Here is a 19,447-nt window from a genome sequence, read left to right as displayed (position 1 = left end):
AAAGGAGGGTATGCTTCTTGGGCACAGATAATCAAAAAGTCCTTGTTTATATCGGGAGAATAGCCCAACAAAACCCTCTGATTCAAACCATTATTGGTTACTTAATGGCGGACCCGAGTCGCACACGCTTTGTTTATCAATTAAAAGACGAGTATGCCTTAAGCATGACGATGTCTATTCACCGGCGTATTGAGATTCCATTAGCTCCATGGCAGGGATTTATTCGGGGTGTGCCTGTTCCTGATCCGTTGACATGGATTCAGGCGGCGCAAGACTTTAAAGGGCAGCCGATTATGGTGCGTCTTTCCACTGATGATCCGGTCCTCTTGCAATTATTGAATACGTTACTCAAGGATGAAAAGGCTCAGGAATACCGGAACCAATTGTTGGACCGGATGGAAAGTGTCCGGAAGGAACTGGACCGGGCACTCGACCTCTATAATGAGGTGCGCCACATCATGGAAATTGACCATGAACGCCAGCCAGAACTTATAAAATTTCTGGCTATGGCAGAAGATCAAATGCAGGGGATGGGTCAAGAACTGAAGACCTTGAAAGCCCACTTGGAAAATACGCAATCATCGTCTTGGCCTGAAGGGAGCGATGAGTGATCAACCACGAATCGAATCGATTGCCTTCGACGACATGCGTCGTGTGAAATGGCTGGCACATTGAGGAGTCTGTGTTTTTACATTGGGATTCCCGGGGACCTTAGTTTTACCCGCAAATTTACAAAATATGAATTTAGCCTGGGTACTTGATATTTCGGTTCGCCTTTTTAGAATCAAACGTCCCGGTGCAATTTGCTCTCTGACACCTTTATCCATGGCGTCATAAACTGCTACAATAGCAACGGTGACGAATATGTCTGACGCGAACGAAGAAAAGCCTAATAATTTTGTGCAATGGCGGCATGCACCGGCCAGTCAATGGATCTATTGTCCATTATGTCGCGAACCCTTATTAAACCATACGTGGGATGGGCGAGAGCGTCGCTATTGTCCTCATTGTGGTTTTGTTTATTGGGAACGGGCATTACCTGCAGTGGCGGTATTAGTTTTCGAACCGTCACGTAAGGAAATTTTACTGGTGACCCGCCGGTATCCGCCTTTTGTCGGCGGATTAACCTTTCCCGGTGGCGGGATTGAACTGGGGGAAAGTGTGGCCGATGCCGCAGTGCGAGAGGTGGAAGAAGAAACCGGGCTCGTTGTGTCATTAGATCGGCAATTTGGAACCTGGTCGACACCTAGTAATGACACGATCATTACATTTTTCCGCGGGCATCCCATCGGGGGACAATTGCAAGCTGGAACGGATGCGCAAGAAGCCCGTTTCTACCCTTGGGAAGAGGCTCCTTCACTCGCGTTTAGTTTGCACAATATGGTTCTTCAACTGTTTCGCATGGAGATGCGGATGACAATCCCGACGTCTTAATGTTAAGGGATAGATGTCCGGAATTTGTACCGTTAAGGCATCGAGAACATCATGCATTAAGGTAATCGTTTGAAAAAAGTTTCGAGGATTAGGCTTTTGATGATAGTCGTCAGCTAATGTGACCAAAGTTTGTTGCAAAAACTGGATGAGAATATCGACGTGCCAGGGGTCTGATTTATCATGGACATTGTTTGACATCATGATCCCTCCCGCGAATTCCTGTTGTTTCACCCTATGTGAAAAGATGGCTTGGCGTGACCGGGCAGGAAATTTTTTGCTACAAACCGCAAACACAGGCCTCCCTCGCTACAGAACATCGCATCGGTTGATGGGAAGTCTGAGTACAAGGAAGGCCTGCAATCACGACGAGACACTGGATGATGGGGGAGACTGTTTGGTTTTGCGTCTTTTGTTCCACAATGAATAGCCTAAAGCCAGCGTTGATAACCACCACGGACGTACTTTGGCTTTCGGCGGAGAAGCTTTGAGGGTTTTCGCCTTACGGGATTCGATGAGTCCGGCAATGCTTGTGGCAATCAGTCCCATCCGATAGGCCGACGCCTTAAATTCCTGAACGGTTTGTCCGAGCCGGGACGATGATTCACGGGCTGTTTGAATCAGTTCACCCAATTGCCGGCGAAGAACGGATACTTCCTGAGTAATCGTCTTCTCTAGGCGGATGACGCGTAAAGTGACGATGAACAGCATGATGCCGAGCCCGACGACAATTAAGGTTAAGATGATAAAACAAATAGCAATAATCGTTAAGGCGGTGCTTATGGTCATGCACCTTGATCCTCGTGAGGATCTTCATTGTCATCGAGCGGAATCTCGGTTACGGATTTTTTAAATAAAGCTTGTCCTTTTTGCGTTAATGATTCGCGAATATCACGCACATTCTTTTGAATTTGATCTAAGGAATCCTGCGTTTTCTTTTTTATGCTACCCCGAGTTTCTGCACCGGCGCTGGGTGCCAAAAGTATTCCTGCGAGCACACCTAATGCCGCTCCGACAACTAATCCGCTTAACCGATCCCATGTGCGATCGTTCATAATCTCGCCTCCTCGATTTTCTTCTATTGTGACATATCTCGTGGCGATGGAAAAGTCCTGGAAGATAGCATTGTGAAAGACGCCCAGACATGCCATCATGTCGCTGCGACTTGGGTCAAGCTGACAGGATGCCTTATTGCGTTCATGGCACCATGTCCTAGGTCTTTGTGCGTGTATTACTCGAGGGTGCGACCGTGATGGGAAAATGGAAAGCGATTATGAATATTGGGAACGATTGGGACTAGATGATTGGGAGGCAAAAAGGACAGGACAGATCGGCTATGATATACTATGCTGGTTCATAGAATATTTGGCTCAACATAGATACATGGTGGGATTGGGTGTGCAAATAACGCACTTTTGGGCGTTGAAGATATGAGAATTGCATTTGTTACAGAAACATGGCGGCCGTCCACGGATGGGGTGGTAACCCGGATTACGGAAACGGTTCGGGAACTTAAACGGATGGGACACGAGTTATTTATTGTGGCACCTTGTGGCGGAGAACCTGTCTTTGAAGGGATTCCGGTAAAATCCGTACCCACATTTTCCGTGTCTTTTGTCTATGGAGGAAAGCCTTGGGGTATTCCGTTACCCCGCGTCCAAAAATTTCTCGACGAATTTCGCCCCGATGTGGTCCATGTTGTAAATCCGTTTGTCTTAGGCATTGCAGGTGTATACGCGGCGCGCCGCCGCCAATATCCATTAGTGGCGTCGTATCATACGAATATTGCGCAATATGCTGACTTCTATCATTTGGGATTTACCAAACCGGCCATCTGGGGACTTTTGCGCATGTTACATAACCAGGCTGTGTATAATTTGGCGACATCCGAAGCCATTATGAAAGAAATTACTCAGCATGGAATTAAAAACGCGCGGCTTTGGCGACGCGGCGTGGATCTCTCAGGATTTCATCCGCGTCACCGGAACGAAGCCATGCGTCAGCGATTAACCGGTGGACATGCTGATCGGCTTATTGCGTTATACGTCGGTCGGATCGCTAAAGAAAAGGGATTAGAACGATTATTATCTTTGTTTCCGGGAAATCCCGGTGTGCATCTGGCTTTGGTCGGCGATGGACCGGCTGTCGATTATTTCAAACAGCGCTTTGAGCGGACGCCTACGACATTTGTCGGAAAACTGTTAGGGGAAGAATTGGCAAGTGCGTATGCCTCAGCAGACTTTTTTGTGTTTCCGAGTACGACGGAAACATTAGGTTTGGTGTTATTAGAAGCGATGGCTTCGGGGTTGCCCATTGTGGCCGCAGAATCTGGACCGTCGCATGAACTAATTGATCCTAGTGGGGCAGGAAGGCTATTTCCGAGTACCCAACCTTACCAATTAGCTCAATTGGTAAGCGAATTGCTAAAGGACCGGACTTTACTGGCGGATCTTGGAGTGAAGGCGCGCCAAGAAGCGGAGAAATGGGGATGGAAAGAACCTACGCAAGAACTCGAGGCGCTCTACGAGGCGGCGATTCGTCACGTAAAGGGACATCAATGAGTCGGCTATGGCAATTTATCCAATTCGTATCGGTCGGATTGGGTAATGCCGTCATCGATCTCTTAGTTTTTAATGGGTTGTATTGGCTCATTCCTACAAGGAATGTCGATCAACTCGTGGTGTATAACACCTTAGCGGTAATGGCCGCCATCCTTAACAGCTACATCTGGAACAGCCGCTGGACTTTTCGGAAGAATGTTAAAAAACATGGGAAAGAAGCACTGCGTCAGCGCGTTCTTTTTATTGTGCAATCATTAATTAATATCGTGGTCAATGATTTAATTTTGTGGTTAATTGCTCCGTTAGTATTGCAGATCCATGCCATTCCCCATGTCATGGCCAATAATATTGCTAAACTCGCTGCCATGTTTTTAGCGTCCTTAACCAGTTTTATTATGATGAAATTGATTGTGTTTACGTAATTTGTGCGATCCAATTTGTTACATGTTTCTTTCCGTCAAATTCCAGAGGCTCGCAAATATCTCGCTCATACGTCATTTTTTACGGTCTTTTACACACCGTTTTAAACCCCGCACGCTAAAAATTGGAATGATAGCGCAATCATGGACAAATATTGCGATTGTCTTGAAAAGGGACAGACGATAGGGCAAGACGCAGGGATAACCAGCATTATGGCATCTGACAGTTTGTCCAATCTTTCCTAAACTGACGCCAGCCAAATTGTTGATGATTCAACAACCGGGGGATCCAAATCTGGGGTGAATTCGACCGTTTTCGGTCGAAGGGGCCACTCTCCGCGCCCTAACCCGTCAGCTAACTCCGGAGGCAAAATTGTTGAGGGGAGATTATTTAATGCATTATCGTTTTCTTGCCGGAGCCCTAATGACTGGGGCGACTGCAGCACTCGGCATGATGGTTTCTGGATCGGCTGAAGCGGCCTCGATTCCCGAAACCACACAAATGTTAGCGCAGCAACATCCTGCCATGAATCAAGTGCTCCAACAAGGTAGCGTGGGACACTGGGTCGCCACACTACAAGCCGATCTCTATTTATTGGGCTATCACAGTGTCGGCACGGATGACGGAATCTTTGGACCCAAAACATTGGCAGCGCTCAAGGCCTTCCAAGAAAATAACGGGTTTGCTCCGACGGGGGTGACGAGCCCACCTGTTTGGCAAGATATTTTAGCCGGATTTAACTTGACTCCGCGTTACACCGGCCCTATGACATTCTCCGTTAACGTGCCTCCCATTAATGCGCAAGAACACCCGGCACTTTATCAGAGACTTGCCATCGGATCCCAAGGACATTGGGTTGCGACTTTACAAGCTGATCTCAAGTTATTGGGCTACACTCAAGTGGGACCGACAGACGGAATTTTTGGGCCTAAAACGCAAGCGGCGGTGGAAGCTTTTCAGCGTGCGCAAGGGCTGACTCCTTCGGGTGTAACCACATACGATACCTGGAAACAGATTTTGATTGGGCTCGGCATTTTAGCCCCCAATAGTGAGCTGACGCCCGCAAATACGGCACAAAACAGTGTCAGCAATACGACCTCCAGTACGACTACCACCCAATCGGCTAACGTGTCAGCGGCGTCGCAAGTGTCCTCGTCGTCTTCATCTACGCCCAGTACGATTGATGGCCGCCCCGTGATTGCGGTCTATCATATGCGCGCAACGGCATATGGTCCGAGTCTTAAAGACAACTATCCCTACGGACCGGTCGATGCATTTGGCCAACCTTTGGAACCTGGAATGATTGCCGTGGATCCATCACTCATTCCACTAAAATCGTACGTTTACGTGACCGGATACACCGATCCCAATTTGCCGGCCGGCGGATTTTTAGGCCGCGCAATGGATACAGGTGGAGCGATAGTGGGACACCGTATTGACATTTTCATGGATGCCAATTCGCAGACCGTCTCTAATTTTGGCATCGAGCCCGTTACCGTCTATGTTCTAGGCAAATAATTTGGCAGTACCTCATGAGAGCAGTTATCCGCTGCTCTCATTTTTTATGGAAAAAAATAGTTTAAATTGCTGGTCTGTGCCTCTTCAAGGAAGGATTTTTCGTCATTCTCGCGAAATATTATGATGAGGTGAAAAACAGATGAGAATGCATTCATTTGAAGAGTTTTGGCCATATTATCTGGCGCAGCACCAGAAGTCTATGACGCGTCTCATGCATTTCATAGGCACGGGTACGGCCTTGATTGCGATTTTATTGGCTCTTCTAACCTTTAACGCCTGGTATTTATTGCTTGCCGTTGTCATGGGGTATGGGTTCGCCTGGTATGGCCATTTATTTATTGAACAAAATCGCCCAGCAACCTGGCGGTTTCCTCGGTATTCTCTACAAGCAGACCTGTTATTATTTTGGATTATGTTGACACGAGGCTTTGCTTTTGAAGATTTCTCCTTGCCGCGCAACCCGTTGAAAGGAAAATGAGGCTCAAGACCTGTCGACATGGCTAACATAGTTCGCTTCTCAACCGATATATATAGGGCAAGAGGAGGCGAGCGTGATGTCATCGTGGTTGCGCCATGGGCGGCGTCTAGCGTTGTTGATAGGTGTCAGCGTGGTTCTCGCCGGTTGTGGCAGCCCCAACAGCATTGGCAACATGCCAGGACCTGTGCGCAAGATTATCAATACCCCGACCTTATCCGGCCATAATATTGGGGCGAATATTTTGCAGGCAACGGGCAATGCGGAATATCTGGGTAGTGGTCAAATTCCTGGGTATTACAATTATGGGCCTAGTTATGATAATGGCTCAAACACATATTATGTGACGTTAGAAGTCCCAATCAATGTGGCGGGTCTTGAAAAGAGCCTCCATTATCTCCCCCATCCCATTGAATCAACAACGATTCCGGAAGAAGTCTATATTAATGTTCCGCCGCTACCGAATATGGCTTTTGATCGTCTTTATTTTGATCCCAGCACCCATTTAGCCCCGTTCTCCTTTAAACTATTGCCCAATGGGCAAGTGCTTGATGTTTCGTGGGATGCGGTCCTCGTCAACAGTTGAGTTTTCGTGTCCGGGTTGCTTAAATAGAAAGAGAACCACGGAACTATACGAAGGGGTGGTGGCGACCGCGAATCAATCTAAGAACCAGCACGAAGAATGGGGATTTAGCACTCGAGCCATTCACCAAGCGCAAACCTCTTTAGATCAATCTCGAGCGACAACAATGCCTATCTACCAAACCAGTACATATACCCAAGTGCTTGATGGAACACCTGTTCACTATGAATATGGTCGCGGCGACTCACCGAATCGGGAAGCGTTGGAAGACACCTTGACAGCTTTGGAAAACGGTCAGTTTGCTGTGGTCTTTGGCTCGGGAATGGCAGCTTGTGATGCCATTTTGCGGCACTTAAACCCGGGCGATCATATTATTGCGGGATTAGATCTCTACGGAGGAGTCTACCGGTTATTAGAACAGGTCTATCGCCAGCATCATATCGCGGTGGATTATTGTACGTTCGATACCGATGATTGGGTGACGAGGATTCGACCGACGACCCGTCTGGTGTGGTTGGAGACACCGACCAATCCCCTTTTACACGTGATCGATATTGAACGCGTAACTCAAAAGGCGCATTTGCATGATTTGACCGTGGTTGTCGATAATACCTTTGCGTCACCCTATCTGCAAAATCCGCTATGCTTAGGTGCGGACCTGGTGGTTCATTCGATGACAAAATACATCGCAGGGCACTCCGATGTCATCGGCGGCGTGGTGATTGGCGGTGATGCTCGCTGGCGCGAGTCTTTGCAGTTTCTTCGCAATGCCACAGGCCCGATTTTAGGACCTTTTGACGCCTGGCTCATTCTCCGCGGCGTGAAAACTTTAGCCTTGCGGATGCAGCAACATACGCAAAATGCTTTACACATTGTGCAGTTTCTGAAGACCCATCCTCGTGTCAGCCAGCTTTATTATCCGGAAGGACAAGTCGCCTATTCCAAACAAATGCGGGGTGGTGGTGGAATGATCTCCTTTGTGTTAAAAGATGCGGACACAACGCACGTCTACGAGGTTTTGCGGAAGTTTCGCGTGTTTGCAGTTGCTGAAAGTCTAGGCGGCGTGGAATCATTAGTCAGCCATCCCGCCACCATGACGCATAGTGCGATACCCGAAGAAGAACGAAATCGCCGCGGTATTGTGCCCGGACTGATTCGACTTTCGGTAGGTATTGAGGATGTCAAGGATCTCATTGCCGATTTAGAACACGCTCTGGATTGATATCTCAGGCGTTATTCCTGCCGTTCCCCCGTAAAAGCGCACGGGATGTTGGGGCAAAAAATATTCTACAACAGCGTCCAAAATCGGTTGAAGAGGTGAAAGAGCATGGCAGAGGTATGGATTGATGGGCAACGAGTGCCTGTCGCAAAAGCATACCCGGTCTATCACAAATATCGCCATCAGGTCATCGATATGGCGGGAGAAGCGGATGATACGGCGATTGCATTAGCAGTCGAAAGTGCCACGCGAGCGAGAACTAAACCCCTTAGCGTGCACGAACGCTACCGTATTTTAGAGAAGGCGGCCGATCTTTTGCAAGAGCGGCACGAAGAGTTTGCCACATTGATTTGTCAAGAAGCGGGGAAACCATTAAAAGATGCACGCACGGAAGTTAGCCGAGGGCAACAGACACTCCGTTATGCGGCCGTGGCTGCGAGAACCTTACATGGTGAAGAAGTTCCGGTGCGCGGTAATCCGGGATCGGAGAATCGGTTAGCCTTCACCGTACGAAAACCCTATGGCACTATGTTGGCCATTACGCCGTTTAATTTTCCTCTCAACCTCGTATTACATAAAGTGGCTCCCGCCATTGCTGGTGGAAATGCTGTCATTTTAAAGCCGGCTCCACAAACGCCTTTGACGGCTATGAAATTAGCAGAACTCATGGCGGATGCGGGATTACCTCCGGGTTGGCTCAATGTGCTTACCGGATCGGGCCCTGAATTAGGACAAAAGCTTGTGTCTCATCCCGGCATCCAACTGATTAGCTTTACGGGCTCACAAAAAGTGGGCCAAGAAATCCGAGCCCATGCAGGACTCAAACCTGTCCTCTTAGAACTGGGCAACAACTCGGCCAATATTGTGCACGAAGATGCAGACATGGACTTGGCGGCTAAGACCCTCGCTGCCCGCGCCTTCGGATATGCTGGACAAGTGTGTATAGCCGTTCAGCGCATCTATGTTCAGCGCAACATTTTTGAACCGTTTCAAGAACGCTTGATTGCGGCATCGAAGGCTTTGGTCGTTGGCGATCCCGAAGATCCCCGTACGGACGTAGGACCTATGATTACCGAAGATGCCGCAAACCGGGCTTGGGCCTGGTATGAAGATGCCTTACAACAAGGGGCTCAAGCTCTTTTGCCCGCAGAAAAACAAGGCGCTTTGGTGACTCCGACGATATTAGTCAACGTGGCTCCTTCTATGCAGGTTATGGCGGAAGAAGTGTTTGCGCCGCTCGCAGGCTTAGTTCCCTATGACACCATCGATGAAGCGATTGCTTGGGCGAATGAGAGTCGTTATGGCTTACAAGCGGGAGTATTTACCCGCTCTTTATCCATTGCCATAAAGTGTGCTCAAGAACTCGAAGTAGGAGGCGTCATCATCAATGATTCCTCCTCCTACCGAGCCGATAATATGCCATATGGCGGAATTAAAGATTCGGGACTGGGACGGGAAGGGCCCGAATATGCGATTTTGGAAATGACCTATCCTACCGTCGTGGTGCTAAACTTATAGGATTTTGGAGGACCTGAGCCAAAATCGTTAATCCTTGGGTCAGGTCCTCTTCTGATGAGGCCAAGGAAATACGCACATAATGGTCGGTCATGGAGCCAAATGCCGAACCTGGGGCTACGGCAACTTTTTCTTGTTCGAGCAGTTGCAGTGCAAAGTCTCGTGAACGCATGCCCGTGCGGGAAATGTCAACCAAGAGATAAAATGCGCCATCAGGGCGGTGACAAGGAATCTGATATGAGTTCAGCAAGTTGAGGGCGAGATCTCGCCGACGTCGGTAGTGTTCAAGACGGGTCGTAATGCCTGGGGAACCAGTTTTTAGGGCGGTGAGTCCCGCATATTGTAATGGCTCCGCAACGGATGACCATAGTCCCATCGCAATACGGTTCAACGATTCACTATAGGGCCATGGCAGGGCGACATATCCTAAGCGCCATCCGGTCATGGCATATGTTTTGGAAAAAGAATACACGGAGATGGTGCGTTCTGGTGCAAGTTGTGCGGGAGACAGCACGGTATCCGTATAGACGATTTGATCATAGACCTCATCTGAGATAATCCACAAATCATGGGTGTGAGCAAACTCAACAAGCGCTTCAATGACCGTACGCGGTGGAATGCTGCCTGCGGGATTGCCGGGAAAGTTCACCACGATGGCGCGAGTTCTTGGTGTGACTAATTCTTCCAAAACAGAGAGATCCGGCCAAAATTGGGGAGCTGGTAAGGGATAAAAAATCGGATCAAGATGTAGTGCACGAATCCCGCCTAAATAATCCGGCCAGCCCGGGTTGGGCACCAGAACCTGATCCCCAGCACCGAGCGTGCCAAGAAAGGCTAAAAAGAGACCGGGACTTCCTCCCGGGGTGACCAGAATTTCCTCGGGTGATCGGATTACATGATTCACCGAGCGAATTTTGTCCGCCAGCGCTTCCCGTAACGGCAGAATACCCCATGACGATGTGTAACGATTGTGTCCAGCACGGGCCGCTTCGTAAAATGCGTCGATAACGGCCGGATCGGGAGGAAAATTGGGTTCTCCGGTTTCTAAGCGGATGGCCCCGGACATTTGCAAAGCGATATCGAGGATTTCTCGGATTCCTGAAGTTGGCAGATTGTCTGGTTGGGCCCAGTACACAGATGTTCCCCTTTCTTGGTGCAAAAATGATTCAGTCACGGTAGACTCTAGTTTAAAACTTTATTGGGATTCGGAAAAGACAAAATTTTTCGTGCTGCTAAGGAAACAGGAACTTGTCGCGTTTATCGCGAATGATAGGTTATGAACACTATTGGCATTTCCGAATCATTGCACCGAAAAATCGAATGGACCTTACATAATGTTTTTCATTTGCCCGATTTCCGACCGTTACAACGGGAGATCATCAGTCATGTGTTTTTAAACACGTCGCAACTCGCCATTTTGCCCACTGGAGCCGGTAAATCGTTGTGCTATCAACTTCCCAGTGTGCTTTTGCCCGCTCCCACCGTGGTTATCTCACCGTTATTGAGTTTAATGCGCGAACAAACTAAGCGTTTGAATGAGTTGGGTATTGCGGCGGCGCACTGGAGCCATTGGGAACAATGGGGGGATGCTGACGAGGATGTCTTGACGGCATGGGCTCAGGGACGATTGCGGGTGATTTTTCTCGCTCCGGAACGGCTCAGGCATCCGGATTTGTTGAGACAAATTGACCGTTTGCCGTGCAGCTTACTGGTTGTTGATGAAGCGCATTCGATTTCGGAATGGGGGCATGATTTTCGTCCGGATTACCGTCGGATAAAACAGTTTCACCGCTTACTGGGCCAACCTCCGATTTTGGCATTGACGGCTACCGCAACACCGCAAGTGGAAGACGATATCCTCCGCCAATTAGGATTGAGTCCGGAAAAATGCTTGGTTACGCGACAATCTATGGATCGTGCCAATATTTTCTTAGCGGTAGAAAAGGTGGCCGGGAGTAAGCAACAGCATCAGGCCGTCCTTGACGCAATTCAGCAAGAATCCGGAGCCATTATTATCTATACCGCCACCCGTAGACAAGCGGAATATTGGGGGCGGTGGATTCAGCAAGCCATTCAAGAACCGATTGGTATTTATCATGCAGGGCTTATGCAGAAGGAACGGATGGTCGTTCAGGATGCATTCTCCACGGGTCGCTTGCGTATTGTGGTGGCGACCACGGCATTTGGAATGGGAATCGACCGCAGTGATGTGCGCGGGGTGTTGAACATTGGGATGCCAGAGTCGTTAGATTCTTATACCCAAGAATGGGGACGGGCCGGACGCGATGGCCAAAGGGCTTGGGCTCGCTTGGTTGTTACGCCGGCGGACATCAAACAGCGGCGCAGAATGTTAGAACGCGAACGTCCGCGGCAGCAAGTGATTCAGCAGGTTATGGAGATTGTTGGTCGCTGGCCGTTACACCGTGGGGTGTGGTGGGATCTTAACAGCGCGGGGGAGATGACACCAGGTGAGGAGACTTTAGATTTCGAAGCGATAGCGGAGGTGATTGTGACGGCGCTGGAAGACATGGATGTGGTCGAGGTGTTAGCGAAAAGAGCGCACCAAATGTTCGTGCGCGTCAAAAAACCCGTGGAATCATGGATGACCCAGGCATTGAACGACAGACTTCAACGCTTGTATGCTCACCGAACTACCCAATATGAACAAATGAAAGCGTATATTGATGCATCCCGTTGTCGGCGTGAAGCGATTCACCAATACTTTGGTCAATCTCTGATCGCCTCTGGGGACACACCCCACCTGTGCTGTGATATTTGTGCGCACTCTTCATTTTCTGGAGCACAACGGACTTTGAAAACCGCGGACCATGATGGGGTGTTGTGGGAAAAACTTCGAGCCTGGCGCCAACAACAAGCGCTGGATGAAAATGTTGCCCCGTATATTATTTTTAGTGATCGTGTGCTGCGCGAAATCTGTGAGCGCCGACCAAAAACGTGGGAAGAATTGCACCAGTGTCCGGGCATGGGACCCATAAAATTAAATCGCTACGGTCAAGCTCTGATAGCGATTTGTCGTGAGGTCGATGAAGACAATCCTCAAAAAGCATCTTACGGGGTCCGGGTGAAATCAGCCAAAGAACAAGCGTGGAGTCTTTTTGCCGAAGGATTGCCGGTGCCAGAAGTGGCTGAGCGTGTGAACCGCAAGCCATCCACTGTCATCGGATACTTAGAGGAGTGGATTATCCAAGATCAAAGCCGGGCATGGCGTTGGTATGGGGAGAGTCTGGTTCCTCCCCAGGTCCAACAACAAGTCGAAGAGTGTTTGACCCGTGATCCGAACCAGACGTTAAAGAGTTTATTTGTCGCTTTAAAAGGAAAATATCCTTATGACCAGCTGCGCATTGCCCGGGCGCTGATACAGCGGTCACGGAGCGCGCCCGACATGCGCCGCTAACCAGACTCCGATGCTCACACTGCCCCCGGTTGCCAGCAATTGACATGCTGGGCGGTTGAGTTCATGGTGGACTTTACGGTCGGATAGATAGAATCCGAGTAGCCCACGGGCAACATAACGGTGAAAAGCAGCGTCAGGAAAGTTGCGGGCCTCGCGCACAATATGATGGTAAATCCATTGAAGCCGCTGGGTTGCCTGCTCTGGACTGTGATAGTAAGTGACAAAATTCAAATCACCGCCTTCACGGTCCTCTTCTTGGTCAATGAGATAATCGAGTAAAATATGTAATGCACCAATCCAGGGAAAATAGAGACGAAACAAGGTTTCGATTTGTTTATCGTCAGGATCTTTTTCTAATGCTAAGGTGAGTAAAGCAAAAATGCCGAGGGTAGACCCTGTGGCGGCAGCAAATTCCCACCAAAATAAGCCATTTTCGGGATCCGCCTCCTTTTGAAACCATGTGGTGAGACGATCAAGACGTGTGGGCACAGGGCCATGTTTATATACTTGTAAGTCCACATAGAGTTCGACCAAGCGCGTGATCGCGGGTTGAACCGCGGGATAACCGGGGAAATGGCGTAAGGCGGCTTGAGAACGGTGCACCAAAGATGCCAAGTAACCGCCATCTTCACCATGGGGATGATTCCGGTAATAGTCCCGGACGGGGGCTAAGGGCGTAATGGCATCGATCAAGCCTTGGTGCAGTTCCCGCAAATTGTCCGGATCTTGTGAGGGGCCTCTATCGGTGACAGTATCCAAGTAGTCGCATAAACTTTGATAAGGGACCAGAAATTCTAAGAGATACCCGTGAGGATCCCGAGATGGTCCTCCAAATACACCTCCGCCTTCACAGTGAAATTGTTTGGTTTGCAGCGAACTCAAAGCTTGTTCACGCAAGACGGGATCGGGGATGTCTTGCGCCATTTGGTGTAACTCACCGATTAAATGCACGACACGGGGACGCACAACACGAAAATATTCGGTTCCCCATTGCCATGACCTGATGAAGTCTAGAAATTTTCCTGACATGGTATTCTCCTTAATTCGGCCTCCGTAATCGCTTACCACAGTGTATGTCTGACTAAGGCCGCTATGCTACGTGATTTAAGTGAGACTCACTGTGACAGGCGCTGAAACCGAAAGGACTCAAAACTAAAGAAATCGAAGAGACCTGGGTTCACCGCGCAACGAAAACAAGCGGGCATATATTTATGATGGGACATTGTTAACGCCATGACCCATAATGAAATATTATGCAAAATAGTACCACGCACGTTTTGCATGTTACTAGCCTCTTCGCCTATGTTCCGGTATTTCTTCGACCTTCCAACGCACATTTGAAGGTCTCTTACCACCACTAGAAAAAAAGCCGAGCTTAGGCTCGGCTTTGGGGTCTTGGTGGTAAATGTCCTGGAGTCAGCACAGGTTTTTGACTAAAATCCGGTACCTTGGGGGGATTTTCAGTGAGCAGGCGCATGCCCTCTTCAATGGCCCGGTCGAGCTGGCGGTCATAGCCATTTAGGTAGTCTTCAGGACGATTTTCTACGGGAATCGTCGGGTCTGTCCCATAATTTTCAACACCCCAACCCACATCTTTAAACCAAAAGGAAAATTCGGGTTGCGTCGTAATACTCCCGTCGACTAACCGGTGCCGGGCCCATATCCCAATGACACCACCCCAGGTTCGTTGGCCGACTAAGGGGCCAATTCCCATCAGCTTAAAGGAGTGTGAGAAGATATCGCCATCAGATCCCGCATATTCATTGGTGAGTGCCACAATGGGACCCAAAATACTGTCTTGCGGATAAGGTTCTGGCTGACCGTGACGAGGCACGTCATAGCCCAGACGTTGACGTTGCAAGTTTTCTAAAATCAACTGCGAGACATGTCCCCCGCCATTAAAGCGTACATCGACTATGAGCCCTTCATATTCCGATTCTTTTAGGTAAGCGCGGTAAAATTCGGCGAATCCACGGGGACCCATGTCAGGAATATGCACATACCCTAGTCGTCCCGAAGAGGCCTGATGCACCTTTTCGCGATTGCGATTGACCCATTGGCGATAATAGACGGGCATTTCTTGGGGTAACGCGATGACATCGGCGGTTTTAAGGGCACTGTCACCTGGACGAAGATAACTTAAGCGTACGGATTGCTTGGCCTTATTGATTAAATGCGCTTCGGGTGGCAACGATGGATCTAATGGCTTGTTGTCTACCATGGTGACAATATCGCCTTCCTGGATGTCAATACCCGGAGCCAATAAGGGAGAGTTTTCCCCCTCCGTGGTGCTGTCGCCACGTGCAATCTCTGTGATTTGATAGCCATTAAATTCCGGAACCCAACGCCATTTGGCCGCTAAGAAACCAATGCGGTTACTGGGCTCTTTGCGATAATCGCCACCGATTTCATAGGCGTGGGATGTGCCTAATTCGCCTTGCATTTCCCAGACCAAGTCGGAAAATTCAGAGCGGGTAGCAACTCGTGGAAGTAAAATTTGGTAGCGGTGGAAAATTTGTTCCCAATCAATCCCTGACATCGATTCGGACCAAAAGTTATCCCGCATCAGTCGCCAGGCTTCACGCAACATTTGTTCCCATTCGGCGCGCCGGTTGACAAATAATGAGATACGTTGAAAATCAACGAATCCTGTTTCTCGTCCCGGTTTTGTCGATGCTTTCTCATCCAGTTTGTCCCCCGCTTTGGCAATTCGCAGCTTTTTTCCCAAGCGGATAGCCATGGTGTTACGAAGGGCGTTGAGCGAAAAACTGGTGATGTGAGATCCTAACACGTCTTCCTTCAAGTCTTTCAGCGAGTATTCGTGCAGAGTCGCTTGGGCTGATTCACTGTCATAAAATGAGGTATGTAAACTGCCGTGGGGTTCCACGGTCGTCCAGTACACTTTATCGGGACCAGCTTCCAGCTGACGATACAGCCCTTCTTGGACGGGAAAAGGCACAGCCCGGTCTAATATTCCTTCAAAATCGATGGTGACCAGTTTGTTGGCATCCGATCCCTCTGTCTCCGATTTGTCATTGGTATCCACAACCGGACGCGGCTCTGGCATGAAGGGAGACCGTTGGTCTTTTTGTAACGGAATAAGATAAGGGTGCATGCCATTGGGGAAACCCAAATCAAAACGCAAATTATCATAAACGGGGTCAAAAACCCGGTACGACAAGAAATATAAAAATCTTCCCGCTGGATCAAAAACCGGATCGGAATCAATCAAAACCGGACGCGTGATCCACTGGCTTTCGCGACTAATTAAATTATACACTTTGATGGCACAAGTTTTGGAAGATTGATGCAATCCATAAGCGACCCAGCGACTATCGGGGGAAAAATTGATCCCGCGAACAGGACCATAAATCGACCCATCAATTTGCGATAAGGTAAAAGCCTTTAAATCCGCTAGCCATAACTCATGGCGTTGATTGGCTAGCACAGCAAACTGGCCATCAGGTGAGACTTTCAAAGCCGTAGCTTGACCAATACTGCCAGGAAATCGGGTGCGCGAATGGGTTTTGGGGTCCAGTAATTCGAGCCCTTCCTCACCCCCATCATCAGAGATGGTTAAGATCTGATCACTCCCCGGTATCCACTGACTTAAGCGGTACCGTACTCCTTCAAGAGCACCGAGCGGTTCAACTGGCCCTTCCCAGTTGCCCATCTGAAAGAGCTTACCGCGGGTCGTGATGAGCACTTTGTCTCCAGAAGGACTTAACGCATAGTCCGTCCAATAATCTTGAGCTTTGGCATAATAGGGTTCGACTTGAGTTTTTTGGCTATAGTACTCAATGGCCAAACGGGTATCTTCACCGCTTAGAGGATCGAGGACATATAAGTCGGCACCAGCATGATAGACAATAAAATGACCATCAGTCGAAGCGTTACGCACATAATAGGTTTCATGGTCGGTATGCCGTTCTAAATGGCGACCATCTGGTTCGATCGAATAAATATTGGCATAACCTTCATGGTCAGAAATAAAGTAAATGCGGTTTCCAATCCACATAGGGGAGGCAAAATTCCCATTGACCCCTTCATAGCGCTCAAAGTGGCCACTCCCGTCTTGGTCGATCCATAATTGGCCGCGTGTGCCGCCCCGGTACCTTTTCCAACGGGCAGGATCTGCGGTGTTGCGCCCTAATACCACTCCTTGATTTGGTCCAAAAGCAATATTATTAGCGGGGCCCAAATGCATCGGTTCAGGCTCGCCACCACTTAAGGGAAGACGATAAAGCATGAACAGCGAGCGAAAGGGCTGACCTGCATTGGATGAAATAATCAGGGATCCATCAGGATGAAAAGCCACAGGCTGAGTGTTAGCACCTAAATAGGTTAACCGGGTGACTTCTCCGCCTTCCTGAGGCATGATATAGACTTCATTGTCGCCTTCTTCGCGACCGACAAAGGCAATCCATTGCCCATCGGGTGACAGTAGGGGACGGGTTGCCGATCCCCAGCCCGCGGTGAGTCGCCGCGCCACCCCTCCGTCTTGGTCTACGGTCCATAAATCATCTTCGGAAACAAAAACGACGTGATGTTTAGCAATTGTTGGATACCGATAATAACCGGCAATACTCATAGTGACCTCCTTAATTGCGCCGTTTGAAACCTAAACTTTTTCCGTGCCTGTTACGTCCAGTTTTTGTTATAGGGAAAAAAGACATACTGCGGTGTCTTAAGGTTCATGGCGGGATCATCGTGCAAAACTTGACCACGCTGTGGGCTTTCAGTGGGACTCCCCTCGTTGTAACCATAGCCATATGGTGTCCAAGACGATACTAACTACCGTAATTTGATCTGTTAACCCCATACTCGCTATATGCCGTCTTGAGGCGGCTTGGCTGGGTAAAAGAGGTAAATGCAAGAATCCTGCGGGGATGTTTCTAGCGGTGTGGCGCATTAGATATAAAGCCTGATTGCACATAAATGCTCCCGCGGACAAGGACAATTCGATGGGCAAGCCGTGTTGGTGAACGGTTTCGACAATCTGACGGACGGGAAGCGTACTAAAATATGCTGGCGGACCATCTGGTACAACCATCTCATCATGATATTGTTCATGCCGATTGTCCTCAATACGGCTATCAATCAGATTGATTCCAACACGTTCCAGGGTGGGGACGACACGGCCTTCAGCCTGTCCTAAACCCAAAATGGCATCGGGACGGACTTTGGTGATCAATTCAGGAATTTGTTGTTCCACGTCGCGCTTACTGGTTTTGAGTTCAGCGCTTACAATATAGTCGCGCTGTGGAACACGGGTGGCAACTTCTTGGGACACATTGACTGTATCCCCACCAAAGGGATCAAAATACGTCACCAAAATCACAAGATTCCGTCCTTTCTTTGATAAACTATGCCCAAAGCAAAAATATACGGCAGATGTCGTGGGTACTCTGCCGTACGTTATACGTGTTCCCTATTCATCGACAAAAGCCCTTTTCTAGTATATGGAAGTGAACGCCAGAGGGCAACTTACGCCGTGTGACTCATCGGTGGTGTCGGATGTTCAGCGCTAATTAAGTCAATGGGAATCCACGGTTCTAAATCTTCCACATATGAGCAGATCGGGTAATTGTCACAGATTTTGTAAACGTCTCCCGAGATGTGGTTGGTGACCGTACGAAGAGGATGTCTGCGGCATTTGGGACAAATCATAATAGTTAGCATCTCATAACGCCTCCTTAGAAATTCACGAAATACGACAATCAGTGTCAGTTACTTCTCACAATCAAAATGTTTAAATTTTATAGTCGCCGTGTCATCTATTCATCAGTCAAGACTCCTTAGGAGATGGATGAATAAATCATGTTGTTGATGTCATTAAACACGGAAGTTGTTTCAAAGATGTTTCAAGTTTCAGAAGATCACCTGAAAAGGTCAAAATTGTTGAGGCTTCTCGTCTTCATACCGGGTAGGGTATATAATATGAAGGTGTAGTGGCATTTTTTCACGATGAGCCGGATATCCTAGAGACGGCAAAGGGCGGTGAGGTGTAAAGCATGGACACAGAAAAACGCCCTGTCATTGCGAAATATTGGGACCGAGACGATTTAATACGCCGTATGCGTCGGATCGAAGGCCAAGCTCGTGGCGTTCAGGCTATGCTCGAGCGCGACGAGGATTGCAAAGCCATTTTGACTCAGTTGGCGGCGATTTCTGGGGCACTTAGCCAAGTCGCTCGTGTCGTTAGCGCATGCGGGGTGGTAGATGGCATTGAACAGGCAGCAGGACCATTAGATCCAGAACAGATTCGAGCGATTTTAGCCGAACTCAATGCGAAAGGTCGGTTATAGGT

At 48.9% G+C, this 19,447-nt stretch carries 18 protein-coding genes and 1 riboswitch; of the genes, 11 read left to right on the top strand and 7 right to left on the bottom strand.

The annotated features are described in order from the left end of the window. Window positions 1–17 precede the first annotated feature (17 nt). Both B8987_RS03835 and B8987_RS03830 read left to right on the top strand, forming a co-directional pair. The gene (locus B8987_RS03835) at window positions 18–611 is read left to right on the top strand and encodes a hypothetical protein (RefSeq protein ID WP_028962729.1); all 594 of its coding nucleotides are present in this window, start codon (window positions 18–20) and stop codon (window positions 609–611) included. 253 nt (window positions 612–864) lie between these two features. Beyond that, a complete protein-coding gene (locus B8987_RS03830; protein WP_028962730.1) occupies window positions 865–1,434 on the top strand; it encodes an NUDIX hydrolase in 570 nt (189 codons plus the stop codon). Window positions 1,435–1,794: 360 nt separating this feature from the next. Here the strand turns inward: B8987_RS03830 and B8987_RS03820 are convergent, their stop codons facing one another. Both B8987_RS03820 and B8987_RS03815 read right to left on the bottom strand, forming a co-directional pair. After that, window positions 1,795–2,220 carry a hypothetical protein gene (locus B8987_RS03820; RefSeq protein WP_084660878.1) on the bottom strand — a complete coding sequence of 142 codons (426 nt, stop codon included), beginning with the start codon at window positions 2,218–2,220 and terminating at the stop codon, window positions 1,795–1,797. Then, complete coding sequence (locus B8987_RS03815; protein ID WP_028962732.1) at window positions 2,217–2,486, bottom strand: YtxH domain-containing protein; 270 nt, start codon at window positions 2,484–2,486, stop codon at window positions 2,217–2,219. The genes B8987_RS03820 and B8987_RS03815 overlap by 4 nt, the downstream gene beginning before the upstream one ends. Window positions 2,487–2,861: 375 nt before the next feature. Here B8987_RS03815 and B8987_RS03810 point away from each other — a divergent pair, with 375 nt between their 5' ends. The 7 genes from B8987_RS03810 (at window position 2,862) to B8987_RS03780 (ending at window position 9,725) form a co-directional block, all read left to right on the top strand. Beyond that, a complete protein-coding gene (locus B8987_RS03810) occupies window positions 2,862–3,992 on the top strand; it encodes a glycosyltransferase family 4 protein (RefSeq protein WP_028962733.1) in 1,131 nt (376 codons plus the stop codon). Then, window positions 3,989–4,414: a GtrA family protein gene (locus B8987_RS03805; RefSeq protein WP_020376631.1), complete on the top strand. Its 426-nt coding sequence runs from the start codon at window positions 3,989–3,991 to the stop codon at window positions 4,412–4,414. Before B8987_RS03810 ends, B8987_RS03805 begins: the two co-directional genes overlap by 4 nt. Window positions 4,415–4,656: 242 nt before the next feature. Continuing rightward, a riboswitch (cyclic di-AMP (ydaO/yuaA leader) is annotated at window positions 4,657–4,796 on the top strand. A 9-nt stretch (window positions 4,797–4,805) separates the two neighbouring features. Then, complete coding sequence (locus tag B8987_RS03800; protein ID WP_028962734.1) at window positions 4,806–5,930, top strand: peptidoglycan-binding protein; 1,125 nt, start codon at window positions 4,806–4,808, stop codon at window positions 5,928–5,930. A 139-nt stretch (window positions 5,931–6,069) separates the two neighbouring features. Next, window positions 6,070–6,408 carry an Mpo1-like protein gene (locus B8987_RS03795; RefSeq protein WP_020376629.1) on the top strand — a complete coding sequence of 113 codons (339 nt, stop codon included), beginning with the start codon at window positions 6,070–6,072 and terminating at the stop codon, window positions 6,406–6,408. A gap of 76 nt (window positions 6,409–6,484) precedes the next feature. Further along, the gene (locus B8987_RS03790) at window positions 6,485–6,991 is read left to right on the top strand and encodes a hypothetical protein (RefSeq protein ID WP_028962735.1); all 507 of its coding nucleotides are present in this window, start codon (window positions 6,485–6,487) and stop codon (window positions 6,989–6,991) included. Window positions 6,992–7,049: 58 nt separating this feature from the next. After that, complete coding sequence (locus B8987_RS03785; protein ID WP_242823810.1) at window positions 7,050–8,210, top strand: trans-sulfuration enzyme family protein; 1,161 nt, start codon at window positions 7,050–7,052, stop codon at window positions 8,208–8,210. A gap of 105 nt (window positions 8,211–8,315) precedes the next feature. Next, the gene (locus B8987_RS03780; protein ID WP_084660877.1) at window positions 8,316–9,725 is read left to right on the top strand and encodes an aldehyde dehydrogenase family protein; all 1,410 of its coding nucleotides are present in this window, start codon (window positions 8,316–8,318) and stop codon (window positions 9,723–9,725) included. On the opposite strand, the gene B8987_RS03775 is transcribed toward B8987_RS03780, so the two are convergent. Continuing rightward, entirely contained in the window at window positions 9,700–10,857 is a 1,158-nt protein-coding gene (locus B8987_RS03775; protein WP_051351136.1) for a pyridoxal phosphate-dependent aminotransferase, read from the bottom strand. The two genes, B8987_RS03780 and B8987_RS03775, sit on opposite strands and share 26 nt — an antisense overlap. Before the next feature lie 141 nt (window positions 10,858–10,998). Between B8987_RS03775 and B8987_RS03770 the strand changes: the two genes are divergently transcribed. Further along, window positions 10,999–13,137 carry a RecQ family ATP-dependent DNA helicase gene (locus B8987_RS03770; RefSeq protein WP_084660876.1) on the top strand — a complete coding sequence of 713 codons (2,139 nt, stop codon included), beginning with the start codon at window positions 10,999–11,001 and terminating at the stop codon, window positions 13,135–13,137. On the opposite strand, the gene B8987_RS03765 is transcribed toward B8987_RS03770, so the two are convergent. The 4 genes from B8987_RS03765 to B8987_RS03750 form a co-directional block, all read right to left on the bottom strand. Next, on the bottom strand, window positions 13,108–14,166 hold the full coding sequence (locus B8987_RS03765; RefSeq protein ID WP_037913097.1) for a tetraprenyl-beta-curcumene synthase family protein: 1,059 nt from the start codon (window positions 14,164–14,166) through the stop codon (window positions 13,108–13,110). The two genes, B8987_RS03770 and B8987_RS03765, sit on opposite strands and share 30 nt — an antisense overlap. A gap of 346 nt (window positions 14,167–14,512) precedes the next feature. After that, window positions 14,513–17,728, bottom strand: a complete 3,216-nt coding sequence (locus B8987_RS03760) for a S41 family peptidase (RefSeq protein ID WP_084660875.1) — start codon at window positions 17,726–17,728, stop codon at window positions 14,513–14,515. Between the two features lie 147 nt (window positions 17,729–17,875). After that, on the bottom strand, window positions 17,876–18,478 hold the full coding sequence (locus B8987_RS03755) for a pyroglutamyl-peptidase I (RefSeq protein WP_176213139.1): 603 nt from the start codon (window positions 18,476–18,478) through the stop codon (window positions 17,876–17,878). A gap of 146 nt (window positions 18,479–18,624) precedes the next feature. Continuing rightward, window positions 18,625–18,819: a hypothetical protein gene (locus tag B8987_RS03750; protein ID WP_020376620.1), complete on the bottom strand. Its 195-nt coding sequence runs from the start codon at window positions 18,817–18,819 to the stop codon at window positions 18,625–18,627. A 332-nt stretch (window positions 18,820–19,151) separates the two neighbouring features. Between B8987_RS03750 and B8987_RS03745 the strand changes: the two genes are divergently transcribed. After that, window positions 19,152–19,445 (top strand): metal-sensitive transcriptional regulator, encoded by a 294-nt coding sequence (locus B8987_RS03745; protein WP_020376619.1) that lies wholly within the window; start codon window positions 19,152–19,154, stop codon window positions 19,443–19,445. The last annotated feature ends 2 nt before the right edge of the window (window positions 19,446–19,447 follow it).

The sequence above is a fragment of the Sulfobacillus thermosulfidooxidans DSM 9293 genome (genome assembly GCF_900176145.1).
Taxonomy (GTDB): Bacteria; Bacillota; Sulfobacillia; order Sulfobacillales; family Sulfobacillaceae; genus Sulfobacillus; species Sulfobacillus thermosulfidooxidans.
This window is presented reverse-complemented; position numbering and strand designations above follow the sequence as displayed.